The following is a 12,474-nucleotide window of genomic DNA, read 5'->3' as shown; positions in this document are numbered from 1 at the left end:
TTAAAAAATAAACCATGAAAATTATAGCCTTTGCAGGAAGTAACAGCCAACAATCTATCAATAGACATTTAGCAGCTTATGCCGCAAATCAATTTGAAAATGCAGAAATTGAAGTTTTAGATCTGAATGATTTTGCAATGCCTTTATTCAGCGTTGACTTAGAAAAAGAAATAGGACAGCATGAAATCGCAAAATTATTTCTAAAAAAAATAGAAAGTGCTGATATCCTTGTGGTTTCTTTGGCTGAAAATAATGGAAATTATTCAACTGCTTTTAAAAATGTATTTGACTGGAGTTCCAGGATTATAAAAGATGTGTTCCAGCAAAAACCAATGCTATTAATGGCAACTTCACCTGGGGCGAGAGGCGGTGCTTCTGTTTTAGAAATTGCAAAAACTGCATTTCCAAGATATGGCGCTCAGATAAAAGCCCTCTTTTCATTACCTTCCTTCAATGCTAATTTTGATTTGGAAAAAGATAAAATTTCAAATCCCGAATTTGATAATGAACTAAAAACTATTGTAAAAAACAGTTTTAATTAATGAAATTTAAACCATTCTTTTTTGCATTTATTTTTTTAAATGTCATTACATTTCATCTCTCCTACTCTCAAAAACTGAATGCTATTGACGGTATTATACTAAAATATCCTAAAAATTTTGACAGTACTGAAGAACTGGCTCAAAAAATCGACAAAGATTTTAATTCAGATTATGACAAAGCAAGGGCAATTTACAGCTGGATCGCGTTTAACATAAAATATGATTATGATGCTTTTTTAAATTCTCCTGGATCAATGCGTTTTTCTTATCGAAATGAAGCAGAAAAGCAAAAAAAAATACAAGAGTTTAATAACCAAATACTTCAAAAGGCTTTCAAATCGAAAAAAGCAGTCTGCGAAGGTTTTACCCTTTTATTTCAGCATTTGAATGCATTGGTGGGAATTAAATCAGAGATTATCCGAGGCGACTCCAAAACAAGGCTGGCTGACATCGGCCGAAAAAGCACTTCTTCAAATCATGCATGGAACATCGTTTTAATTGATGGAAAATGGCGATTAGTTGACGTTACCTGGGGACAAGGTTATTATGACAGCAGTAAGGGCAGAATGGTAAAAGATTTTGATCCTGCTTATTTTGACACTGAGCCTGATTATTTTTTTGCAAAACATTTTCCTGACTCAGGTTCCTTTCTTAATAGAAAATTAAATAAAGATGAGTTTTTGAATGACCCTTTAATTTACAACAAAACCATTACAGGAGATAATAAAATTATAACACCTGAATCCGGAATAATTGAAGTCAATAATGGTGATAAAATAACTTTTTTGATTAAAAACATTTCAAAATCAGATCAGTTTTATTACTTAAATAAAAAGAACCAGCCTGTCAGAATAACAAACTCAAAAGAAAAAAGAGGTGGTTTAGAATTTCAGGTTACTTTTGATAATACTATCGGAAATTATATTACATTTTATCTGGATACAAACAGTATTGCTTCTTTTAAAGTAATTCAAAAATAATTATCGCTAACCAGATTTCTTTCTTATTTTACTGAATTGACGTAACTTAGTAGTTAGTGATAAAATAGTAACGACCTGAATTATGGAAACAACTTTTTTGAAATCGATCTTAGATAATGATTTCTATAAATTTACGATGCAGCATGCTGTAATCAGGCTTTTTCCAAAAGCAAAAGTTCGTTATGGATTTATCAATCGCGGCAAACATGTTTTCCCTCCAGGTTTTTCCGATTTACTTCGAAAATCAGTAGATGCAATGGCGGATCTGAGATTAACCAAAGACGAAAAGAATTATTTATCGCACTATTGCCCGTACCTCGATCCTACTTATTTAGACTTTCTCCAGGGATATAGTTACGATCCCTCAGAAGTCTACATTACTCAGAAAGGCTCAGAAATCAAAGTTACAATTGAAGGTTATTGGTACCGTACTATTTTATGGGAAGTCCCCTTGATGGCTTTAATTTCTGAACTCTTTTATAAATCGAATCTTTTAATCAGGTTAAATGATGACGCCATAAAAGAACTGACCAAAAACAAAATTGAAAATTACAACAAACTTGGAGTTTCTGTTTTAGAATTTGGGACCAGACGTCGTCATTCTTACGATGTACATTATTTAGTAAATGAAACATTGAGAACTTATGGTTCAGAAAGCTTCATGGGAACCAGCAACGTGCACTTTGCAATGCTCAACAACAGAAGACCTTTAGGAACTCACGCACACGAATGGTTTATGTTTCATGCGGCGCAATATGGCTTTAAAATGGCTAATTCAATCAGCCTGGAACACTGGACCCAAGTTTACGGGGGCGACCTCGGAATCGCTTTGACAGACACTTATACAACAAATATATTTTTTAGTCAATTCGATAAAAAATATTCCAAACTTTTTGATGGCGTACGCCATGATAGCGGTGATCCGATAGAATTTGCTCAAAAGGTAATTTCGCATTATACCAAAAATGGAATTGACCCAAAATCTAAAGCGATTGTTTTCTCCGATTCCCTTAATTTTGATAAAGTAGAAATCATAACCGGTTTCTGCAGGGATAAAATTAAAATGTCTTTTGGAATTGGGACTAATTTTACCAATGATGTCGGCCTGCCATCGATGAATATGGTCATTAAATTAACGGAAACAAAAACCGACCACACACACTGGCAAGGCGTTGTAAAACTTTCTGATGAAAAAAACAAAAATACGGGAACATCCGAAATGATTGATTTAGCCAAACAAGTACTCGGAATCAAATAGTATTTTTTGCTAAAAAATCAGTTTTTTCATAATTTTATTGGAGTTATTATTTACAAGTCAATTTAAATAGGTTTTAAACTGTTATTATTCATAACAAATAAAGAATACGCTTTTATTTTTTACCGATAAATGGTACATTAGCCAAAAATCCTAAATTCATTTATGCTAGAGCAAAATCAATACAACGAAGATAATATTCGTTCACTCGATTGGAAGGAACATATTCGTATGCGTCCGGGTATGTACATCGGGAAATTAGGGGACGGATCATCACCGGATGATGGTATTTACATTCTTTTAAAAGAAGTTATGGACAACTGTATCGATGAATTCGTTATGGGTGCCGGAAAGACTATTGAAATAACCATTAAAGACAAAACAGTTTCTGTTCGTGATTACGGACGTGGAATTCCATTGGGTAAAGTGGTCGATGTAGTTTCGAAAATGAATACAGGAGGAAAGTACGATTCGAAAGCTTTCCAAAAGTCAGTTGGTCTGAATGGTGTCGGAACAAAAGCAGTAAATGCTTTGTCTAATTATTTCCGGGTAGAATCAGTTCGTGACGACAAACAAAAAGCAGCTGAATTCTCTGCTGGAAATCTTGTTCATGAAGAAGACGTTATTGACACTACAAAACGTAAAGGAACAAAAGTAACTTTTACACCAGACGAAACGATTTTTAAAAACTATAAATTCCGTTTAGAATATGTGATTAAGATGGTCAAAAACTATTGTTATCTGAACAATGGTTTGACGATTATTTTTAACGGTGAAAAATACTATTCAGAAAACGGTCTTCGCGATTTATTAGAAGAAACAATTAATGAAGATGATTTAGAATATCCGATTATTCACTTGAAAGATCATGATATCGAAGTCGCTTTAACACACAGTAAAACGCAGTATAGCGAAGAATATCACTCATTCGTAAACGGTCAGAATACAACGCAGGGAGGAACGCACTTAGCTGCGTATCGTGAAGCGGTTGTAAAAACAATTCGTGAGTTTTACAATAAAAACTTTGAAGCATCAGACGTTCGTAAATCAATCGTAAGTGCGATTAGTATTAAAGTAATGGAGCCGGTTTTTGAGTCTCAGACTAAAACCAAATTAGGTTCTACCGATATGGGTTCAGATGATGGAACACCTCCAGTTTCTGTACGTACTTTTGTAAACGATTTTATCAAAACCAAATTAGATAATTATTTACATAAAAATCCGCCGACAGCTGAGGCTTTACTGCGTAAAATTCTTCAGGCTGAACGCGAAAGAAAAGAATTGTCAGGAATTAGAAAACTGGCGACAGATCGTGCAAAAAAAGCCAATCTGCATAATAAAAAATTAAGAGATTGTCGTGCACATCTTCCAGACACTAAAAACCCAAGAAACTTAGAAAGTACGCTTTTTATTACCGAGGGAGATTCGGCTTCTGGATCGATTACTAAGTCACGTGACGTTAATACACAAGCGGTTTTCAGTTTACGTGGTAAGCCTTTGAATTCATACGGAATGACGAAGAAAATCGTGTATGAAAACGAAGAATTCAACTTGTTACAAGCAGCACTGGATATCGAAGACGGATTAGAAAAATTACGTTACAACAACATTGTAATCGCAACCGATGCCGATGTCGATGGTATGCACATTCGTTTGCTTTTGATTACGTTCTTTTTACAGTTTTTCCCGGAATTAATCAAAGAAGGACATTTGTATATTTTGCAAACACCGCTTTTCAGGGTTAGAAATAAAAAAGAGACAATTTATTGTTATTCTGAAGAAGAAAGAAAAGATGCGATTGAAAAGCTGAAACCAAAACCAGAAATTACTCGATTTAAAGGTTTAGGAGAGATTTCGCCAGACGAGTTCAAAAACTTTATTGGAGACACAATTCGCCTTGATCCTGTTATGATGGATAAACACACTTCGATTGAGCAATTATTGTCTTTCTACATGGGTAAAAATACACCGGACAGACAAGAGTTTATTATCAAGAATCTGAAGGTGGAAATTGATGAGCTTGAGGAGGTTTAATATTTTTAGAAATTGAAAAACGCAGACACTGACTGCGTTTTTGAAATGTAAAACCTCAGTCAGTAACTGGGGAATTGAAAATACTTCTGTTAAATTTAAATAGAAAAAATACTGAAATAATTCAGCATAAAAAATGAAAGACGAAGAAGACGATAACATTATTCCAAACGACGACGAAAATAATCAGGATGAAAATCAGATTGATGACAATCCAAATGGAGATGACGATGAGATTATCGACGTAGATGCTAAAAACTTTGAAGGGCAGCATTTTTACGAAAATGAGGAAGAAGAGGGAGAAGACGTTATAACGAAAGTAACCGGAATGTACAAAGACTGGTTCCTGGATTACGCTTCGTACGTAATTCTGGAACGTGCAGTTCCTGCTATCGAAGACGGATTCAAGCCTGTTCAGCGTCGTATTATGCACTCTTTAAAAGAGCTGGATGATGGTCGTTATAATAAAGTTGCCAATGTTGTAGGTCACACCATGCAGTATCACCCACACGGAGATGCGAGTATTGGTGATGCAATGGTACAAATCGGTCAAAAAGATTTATTGATAGACTGTCAAGGAAACTGGGGAAATATTCTAACAGGGGATGGCGCTGCAGCTTCACGTTATATCGAGGCACGTTTATCTAAGTTTGCTTTGGAGGTTTTATATTCTCCAAAAATTACAGATTGGGGTGTTTCGTATGATGGTCGTCGTGCAGAACCAAATAATCTTCCGGTAAAATTCCCATTGCTTTTAGCTCAGGGAGCGGAAGGTATTGCAGTTGGTCTTTCGACGAAAGTCCTGCCTCATAACTTCAATGAATTAATTGATGCTTCTATTAAAATATTAAAAGGAAAACCGTTTACGCTTTATCCAGATTTTATGACTGCTGGTATCGCCGATGTTTCGAATTATAATGACGGAATGCGCGGCGGACGTGTACGTGTGCGTGCTAAGATTTCACAGTTGGATAAAAATACATTGGTGATTACGCAGATTCCGTTTTCTACTAATACTTCGACTTTGATTGATAGTATTTTGAAAGCCAATGAAAAAGGTAAAATCAAAATCAAGAAAATTGAAGACAATACTGCAGCTGATGTAGAGATTTTAATTCACCTTTTCCCGGGTGTTTCTCCTGATAAAACAATTGATGCTTTATTTGCATTTACAGCTTGTGAAACGTCTGTAGCTCCTTTAGGTTGTGTTATTGAAGATAACAAACCTTTGTTTATCGGAGTTTCTGAAATGTTGAAAATCTCCACACACAGAACGGTTGATTTACTGCGTCAGGAATTAGAAATTCAGTTAGAAGAATTAAAGAATAAATGGCATTTTTCTACTTTAGAAAAAATCTTCATTCGTGAAGAAATGTATATCGATTTCAAATTATACGGAGACAGAGAATCACTTTACAAGTATTTGTATGATCGTTTTGAGCCTTTCAAAAAATCATTCGTAAGAGAAATTACAGATGAAGATTTGCAAAGATTAACTCAAATCCCGATGATTCGTATCACTCGTTTTGATTCTGATAAAGCTGATGAATTGATTTCGAGGCTGGAAGAAGAAATGAAAGAGGTAGAATACAATTTGGAACATCTAACCGATTTTGCGATTGCCTATTTCACGAAATTAAAAGAGAAATACGGAAAAGGACGCCAGCGCCAGACTGAACTTCGTGTTTTTGATAACGTTGAAGCTACAAAAGTTGTTTTGCGTAACACAAAATTATACGTGAACCGCGAAGAAGGTTTTGTAGGAACGAGTTTAAAGAAAGACGAATATGTGGGAGATTGTTCTGATATTGATGATGTAATTGTATTTCTACGAGATGGTACAATGATGATTACAAAAGTAGATGCCAAAACTTTTGTAGGTAAAGATATTATTCATGTGGCTGTATTTGATAAGAACGATAAACGTACGATTTACAATATGATTTATCGTGATGGAAAATCTGGGCCATCTTACATAAAACGTTTCAATGTTACCGGAGTTACCAGAGACAAAGCTTATGATTTGACGAATGGCACCAAAGGCTCTCAGGTTGTTTATTTCTCACATAATCCAAACGGTGAAGCTGAGGTGGTTACCATCTTATTAAGACAAATTGGAACAATTAAAAAACTGAAATTCGATATTGATTTTGCCAAACTAGCAATCAAAGGACGTAGTTCTAAAGGAAACCTGGTAACCAAATACCCAATTAAGAAAATAGAATTAAAAGAAAAAGGAATTTCGACCTTACTTCCAAGAAAAGTCTGGTTTGATGACACTGTAAAACGTTTAAATGTTGACGGAAGAGGAGAATTACTAGGCGAATTCAAACCAACGGATAAAATTTTGGTCATCAGTCAATCCGGTAAACTAAAAGTAATTATTCCGGAGTTATCAACTCACTTTGAAGAAGATATGATTGTTTTGGAAAAATGGAAACCTAAGAAACCAATTTCTGCAATTTATTACGATGGTGAAAAAGAGCGCTATTTCTTAAAGCGTTTCCTTGTGGAAAATGAAGGCAAAGAAGAAATCTTTATTACCGATCATCCGAACTCTCAGTTGGAAATTGTATCAACAGATTATCGTCCGGTGGCACAATTGGTTTTTGCAAAAGTAAAAGGTGTTCAGAAAGAAGATCTTCATATAGATGTAGCAGACTTTATAGCCGTAAAAGGTTTTAAAGCTTTAGGAAATCAATTAACAACAGAAAAGTTAAGACAAGTCAATTTATTAGAACCGCTTCCTTACGAAGAACCTGTTGAAGAAGTTCCGGAAAGACCTGAAATTTCAGAAGACGATCCTGTAGAAACTGAATTAGATGACGACGGTCAGATTGGTCTGGTTTTAGAATAATTTGAAAATAGAAATAGAAAAAAATGCCCTTTTCGAAAAAAAGGGCATTTTGTATTATTGTACTTTACTCATTAGTTATTTCAAAATTTGAGCTGCGTGTTCTTTTGTTTTCACCTGTGAAATAACCTCATCGATTATTCCGTTTTCGTCAATTACAAAAGTGGTTCTGTGGATTCCGTCATATTCTTTTCCCATGAATTTCTTTGGTCCCCACACTCCAAAAGCATTGATTACTGATTTGTCTTCATCTGCCAAAAGCGGAAAAGGGAATTCGTATTTGTCTTTGAATTTCAATTGCGCCTTCTGACTATCAGCGCTTACACCCAAAAGTTCATAATTATTAGCTTTAAATCGCTCAAAATTATCCCTTAAATCACAGGCTTCTGCGGTACAGCCCGGTGTACTTGCTTTGGGATAAAAGAAAACTACGAGCTTTTTTCCTTTATAATCTGCCAGTGTATGTGTTTTTCCGTCCTGATCTGTTCCTGAAAAATTGGGTGCTTTATCCCCTTTTTGTAATGTCGTCATGTTTTATAATTATGAATTATGAATTGTTACTTGTTTTTTCTGCCCCGGATTATAGTGAAAACCCCGGAATTGTAAAAGTTTACATTTTTTGCATTAAGAAAGCGACCAGCGGAAGCTCTTGTTAATGCTTAAAAATGTTACTTTGACAATGAGGAGTTGAAACGAAAAGCCGGATTAGGCACATCATCAAAATTATGCTATTTTTACGGTAATAAAAATACGGAAATGAATAAAGAAGCCCGAGTACAATTTGTTATAAATACGTTAAAAGAACTCTATCCTACTATACCTGTCCCGCTTGACCACAAAGATCCTTATACCTTATTGATTGCTGTATTGCTTTCGGCACAATGTACAGATGTGCGTGTGAATCAGATTACGCCTTTATTATTTGCTAAGGCTGATAATCCATATGATATGGTAAAACTGTCTGTAGAAGAAATTAAGGAAATTATTCGTCCTTGCGGGTTGTCACCAATGAAATCGAAAGGGATTCACGGGTTATCTGAGATTTTAATTGAAAAACATAACGGAGAAGTTCCTCAAAGTTTTGAGGCTCTTGAAGCTTTGCCGGCTGTTGGCCATAAAACAGCTAGTGTCGTGATGTCCCAGGCATTTGGGGTTCCGGCATTTCCGGTTGATACGCATATACACAGATTGATGTACCGATGGAATCTTTCGAACGGAAAAAATGTAGTCCAGACAGAAAAAGATGCTAAAAGGTTATTTCCAAGAGATTTATGGAATGATTTACACTTGCAGATTATCTGGTACGGACGTGAATATTCTCCTGCAAGGGGCTGGAGTCTGGAAAAAGATATTATTACAAGAACTATTGGAAAAAAATCAATAATAGAAGAAGCTGCCAAAAAGAAAGTTTAGCAGCTTCCTTATAAATTATTTACTGTTTTTCAAAGCATTATATTCATTAGTCATTTCCAGAGCTCTGTATATACCTAAAAGTGATTTTTTTGCTTCTTCATTGCCTGGTTCGATAATTAAAGCCTTTTTAAGAATCGGTATTGCACTTTTTACAATCTCATCTTTTTTAGCATTTAATTCATCGTATTGTTTTACTTCTTTTGGAGTATTTCCCAGTGCATTCATCTGATCTAACAATGCCTTTTTTAATTCCATTTTGACAAAAACGAGATTAATGCAACAATTAATACAATTAGGATTTATGTGTAAAGCATCCTGATAATTTTTTTCTGCATTAGCAAAATCATTTCTCTCTAAATATGAAAAAGCCAGATTAGTTAAAACTTCTTCTCTTTTTGAAGGAGGAGAAAAATTTCTGGGTTTCTCGTATACACCTTCACTAACGGCCAAATCACGCGCACCTAAAGAAACGAAAGCATCTTCTAATTTTGTCTTTTTATGAGTTGCATAAAAAATAGTTCCTGTTCCTGTATAGTTCCTTTTTTTAGTTCCTCGTAATATTTGATAGATGATACATAATCTTTACCTGTTAGGGAAGCTGCTGCTGCATTGTATAAGTTTAAGGTATCTTTTTTATCAAATAAATAAACTTCATAACTCTTATCAGCACTTTCTTTGTATTTCCCTTCTTTGAAATCACTAATTGCCCCTTTAACGAGTTTTGACTTAATATCTTTTAAAGCTAAATCTGCCTTAAAAGCATATTTGTAATGGCGTGAATCATTTTCATACAAAAGTACGTCCTGATATGCCCCAGAAGCCAATGTGAAATTATTTTTAGGATCTATGTTCTTATTTGCTAAATCTTTATAACTATTTCCTTTTAAGTAAAAAAAATCAGATTTGGTTACGTCAGGAGCATTGACGATAAGATATTCAATTTTTTTAAAATTGTTAATGACTCTTCGATTTTTCCTTTATCATAAAAAGACTGAGCTTCTTTTATTTGATCTTTTTGGGCAAATACCCCAACATTGACCAATAACAGAAAGGATAGTATTTTAATATTATTTTTCATTTTTTGTTTAGTTTGATTATTAAATAATTGATTAATTGAATGTAGTATATATTTAAAAGGTGCAAACAAAACAAAATAAATTATCGTAGTTTTTTTTCATAGATGTTAAAATTGATGCTTTAAATTTTTATTTTATTATTATTTACTTTTCTTCCGACCCATTTCTAATGCGACAAATCTAGATTTGATTTGTACAAAATAAAAGCTTTTTTTAATAAGCTAAAGATAAAAATCAGGCAAAATAACAAAGCACTAAACTTTAACACGGTAATAATAAAAATCCTAATTAAAGTACAATTCTTTTAACTAATTAAAAATTTAAACCGTAAATCTTTTTATTTATGTCATCCATACATTTAAGATTGATTATCTATTTTATCATTAAATTATTGCACAAAAAAACTCACTATCAGTATTTTCATACGAATAGTGAGCTTTCATGCAAAATGCCGATTTGTTTTTTATTTCGAAATAAAAAATCTCGATAAAACTAAAGCTTTTAAGTTTAAAATTTAAACTCCTAATTCTCTTTTGAACAATTAATAGCTAATAAAATTTATTATTATTAATTACTAATTGTCTTTAGAGAATTATACTCTTTTGTCATATCTAAAGATCTGTAAATTCCTAAAAGCATCTTTGTAACTTCTGGATTTTTTGGCTCAATAGTAAGTGCTTTTGTAAGATAAGGAATGGCACTTTTTATTATATCATCTTTTTTTGCTGACAATTTATCATACTCCAGCATTTCTTTTTTAGAATTTCCCAAAGCATCTATCTTGTCTACTATTTCTTTTTTTGATTCTAGTTTTAAATAAGCCAGATTGATGTACGCATCAATATAATTAGGATCTAATTCTAAAAGATAATTGTAGGTCGCCTCTGCTTTTACTAACTCCTTTCTCTCCAAATAAGCATATCCTAAGTTTCTATTTACCTCGAACTTTCTGGAAGGAATAGCTTCATTTCTTGGTTTTTCATAAAGTCCTTCCTGAATATAGGATTCTCTTGCTTTTGGAGAGATAAAAGCTTCTTCTTCTTTTGTTTTCTTATTGGTTGCGTAATAAAGAATTCCATTTCCTGAAAAGTTGATTTTTTTTAACTGCTCATAATATTGGATTGCTAAAACATATTCCTTTGCATTTAAATAAGCGGCAGCAGCATTGTACAAATTCATTGTATCCTTTTTATCGAATAAATATACTTTATAGCTCTTTTCAGCACTCTCTTTAAAATTACCTGCCTTAAAATCACTGATTGCACCATTAACAAGTTTTGACTTCATATCTTTTAAAGCCAGATTTGCTTTTACGGAAAGTTTGTATTTACCAGCTTCATTTTCATATAAAATTACATCCTGATAAGATTGTGATGCAGCAGAAAAATTATTGGCAGCATCAATGTTTTTGAGAGCCAGGTCCTTTAACACATTTCCTTTTAAGAAATAAAAATCTGATTTTTCTTCATCCGGGGCATTTAGAATTAGATATTCTGTCTTTTTTAAAATTACAATTGCCTCATCAGATTTTCCTTTTTCAAACAAAGATTGGGCATCTTTTATTTGAGACTTTTGAGAATATACTCCAACATGTATCAACAGCATTGATAACATTATAAATTTTAATTTCATGTTTAGATTAGTTTGATGGTTAATAGATTTGGGCTGCATTTAGATGCAAAACTGCAGACTTATAAATCTGATGGGATTTAAAAGCTTCATCAAACTAGATAGAAAAATTAGGGTAGTTTTTTATCATATCAACAAATTTTATACGGTTAAACATTCACTACATATAAAAAAAATCATTTTTTAACTGAATTAAAATTATAAATGTTTTTTTTACATCATTTTTTGAAGGTTATTCATTTTTTATCTAAAAATAGAATTAAAAAATGAATACACAAATAAAATACAAATTATTTTTCATATGTGTATTTAAAAGAAATAATTACTTACAAGATTAGCTATTTTAAGACATTCTGTATTACAAATGTTTTAAACAGGCTACAAACCACATGTAGTAAACAAAAAAAACTCACTATTTGTATTTCAATACGAATAGTGAGCTTTCGACCAAAACGACCATTTGGTTCTCTTTCGAATAAACATCCGACAAAGTAGTGGGCTGTTTAATTAGCTATAACTTCAAAACTTTTATTATCGATTTTCACAACTTTTAAAGCTTGTGAATAACTTAATAAAAAAGAAACGACTTCTTTGTTTGGTTTTAAATCTTTAGAAGCTAATGTCTTTTTAGAGTAAATTTTCGCCATACTATGAAAATGTTTTATACCAGTATAACGCGACAATATCTAAAATA

Annotated in this window: 12 protein-coding genes; 6 read left to right on the top strand and 6 right to left on the bottom strand. The window is 33.0% G+C overall.

Annotated features, from left to right (window positions below):
- Nucleotides 1-14: 14 nt before the first annotated feature.
- From P5P89_RS16190 to P5P89_RS16170, 5 genes are all read left to right on the top strand, one after another.
- Nucleotides 15-542, top strand: a complete 528-nt coding sequence (locus tag P5P89_RS16190; RefSeq protein ID WP_278009257.1) for an NADPH-dependent FMN reductase — start codon at nt 15-17, stop codon at nt 540-542.
- Nucleotides 542-1,522, top strand: a complete 981-nt coding sequence (locus P5P89_RS16185) for a transglutaminase domain-containing protein (protein WP_278009256.1) — start codon at nt 542-544, stop codon at nt 1,520-1,522. Before P5P89_RS16190 ends, P5P89_RS16185 begins: the two co-directional genes overlap by 1 nt.
- An 82-nt stretch (nt 1,523-1,604) precedes the next feature.
- Complete coding sequence (pncB, locus tag P5P89_RS16180) at nt 1,605-2,780, top strand: nicotinate phosphoribosyltransferase (protein WP_278009255.1); 1,176 nt, start codon at nt 1,605-1,607, stop codon at nt 2,778-2,780.
- 162 nt (nt 2,781-2,942) lie between these two features.
- A complete protein-coding gene (locus P5P89_RS16175; protein ID WP_278009254.1) occupies nt 2,943-4,811 on the top strand; it encodes a DNA topoisomerase IV subunit B in 1,869 nt (622 codons plus the stop codon).
- 133 nt (nt 4,812-4,944) lie between these two features.
- Nucleotides 4,945-7,665 carry a DNA gyrase/topoisomerase IV subunit A gene (locus P5P89_RS16170; RefSeq protein ID WP_278009253.1) on the top strand — a complete coding sequence of 907 codons (2,721 nt, stop codon included), beginning with the start codon at nt 4,945-4,947 and terminating at the stop codon, nt 7,663-7,665.
- 75 nt (nt 7,666-7,740) lie between these two features.
- Here P5P89_RS16170 and bcp read toward each other — a convergent pair whose 3' ends face one another.
- Entirely contained in the window at nt 7,741-8,193 is a 453-nt protein-coding gene (gene bcp, locus P5P89_RS16165) for a thioredoxin-dependent thiol peroxidase (protein ID WP_223681594.1), read from the bottom strand.
- A gap of 225 nt (nt 8,194-8,418) precedes the next feature.
- Between bcp and P5P89_RS16160 the strand changes: the two genes are divergently transcribed.
- A complete protein-coding gene (locus tag P5P89_RS16160; RefSeq protein WP_278009252.1) occupies nt 8,419-9,075 on the top strand; it encodes an endonuclease III domain-containing protein in 657 nt (218 codons plus the stop codon).
- 15 nt (nt 9,076-9,090) lie between these two features.
- Here the strand turns inward: P5P89_RS16160 and P5P89_RS16155 are convergent, their stop codons facing one another.
- The 5 genes from P5P89_RS16155 to P5P89_RS16135 form a co-directional block, all read right to left on the bottom strand.
- Nucleotides 9,091-9,525, bottom strand: coding sequence for a tetratricopeptide repeat protein (locus P5P89_RS16155; protein ID WP_278009251.1), 435 nt, complete (start codon nt 9,523-9,525; stop codon nt 9,091-9,093).
- 32 nt (nt 9,526-9,557) lie between these two features.
- Nucleotides 9,558-9,899, bottom strand: a complete 342-nt coding sequence (locus P5P89_RS16150; RefSeq protein WP_278009250.1) for a hypothetical protein — start codon at nt 9,897-9,899, stop codon at nt 9,558-9,560.
- Nucleotides 9,900-9,982: 83 nt separating this feature from the next.
- Nucleotides 9,983-10,153, bottom strand: coding sequence for a hypothetical protein (locus P5P89_RS16145; RefSeq protein ID WP_278009249.1), 171 nt, complete (start codon nt 10,151-10,153; stop codon nt 9,983-9,985).
- Nucleotides 10,154-10,718: 565 nt separating this feature from the next.
- Nucleotides 10,719-11,783, bottom strand: coding sequence for a tetratricopeptide repeat protein (locus P5P89_RS16140; RefSeq protein WP_278009248.1), 1,065 nt, complete (start codon nt 11,781-11,783; stop codon nt 10,719-10,721).
- A 500-nt stretch (nt 11,784-12,283) separates the two neighbouring features.
- Entirely contained in the window at nt 12,284-12,427 is a 144-nt protein-coding gene (locus P5P89_RS16135) for a hypothetical protein (protein WP_223681598.1), read from the bottom strand.
- Between the last annotated feature and the right edge of the window lie 47 nt (nt 12,428-12,474).

This window comes from Flavobacterium gyeonganense (assembly GCF_029625295.1).
GTDB classification, from domain to species: Bacteria; Bacteroidota; Bacteroidia; order Flavobacteriales; family Flavobacteriaceae; genus Flavobacterium; species Flavobacterium gyeonganense.
The sequence above is the reverse complement of the archived record's forward strand: the minus strand, read 5'-3'. Positions and strand labels throughout refer to the sequence as shown.

Excerpts from the sequence above, each read along its gene's own strand:
- P5P89_RS16190 (WP_278009257.1), top strand. The coding sequence starts at position 15 with ATGAAAATTATAGCCTTTGCAGGAAGTAACAGCCAACAATCTATCAAT.
- P5P89_RS16185 (WP_278009256.1), top strand. The coding sequence starts at position 542 with ATGAAATTTAAACCATTCTTTTTTGCATTTATTTTTTTAAATGTCATT.
- pncB (WP_278009255.1), top strand. The coding sequence starts at position 1,605 with ATGGAAACAACTTTTTTGAAATCGATCTTAGATAATGATTTCTATAAA.
- P5P89_RS16175 (WP_278009254.1), top strand. The coding sequence starts at position 2,943 with ATGCTAGAGCAAAATCAATACAACGAAGATAATATTCGTTCACTCGAT.
- P5P89_RS16170 (WP_278009253.1), top strand. The coding sequence starts at position 4,945 with ATGAAAGACGAAGAAGACGATAACATTATTCCAAACGACGACGAAAAT.
- bcp (WP_223681594.1), bottom strand. The coding sequence starts at position 8,193 with ATGACGACATTACAAAAAGGGGATAAAGCACCCAATTTTTCAGGAACA.
- P5P89_RS16160 (WP_278009252.1), top strand. The coding sequence starts at position 8,419 with ATGAATAAAGAAGCCCGAGTACAATTTGTTATAAATACGTTAAAAGAA.
- P5P89_RS16145 (WP_278009249.1), bottom strand. The coding sequence starts at position 10,153 with ATGAAAAATAATATTAAAATACTATCCTTTCTGTTATTGGTCAATGTT.
- P5P89_RS16140 (WP_278009248.1), bottom strand. The coding sequence starts at position 11,783 with ATGAAATTAAAATTTATAATGTTATCAATGCTGTTGATACATGTTGGA.
- P5P89_RS16135 (WP_223681598.1), bottom strand. The coding sequence starts at position 12,427 with ATGGCGAAAATTTACTCTAAAAAGACATTAGCTTCTAAAGATTTAAAA.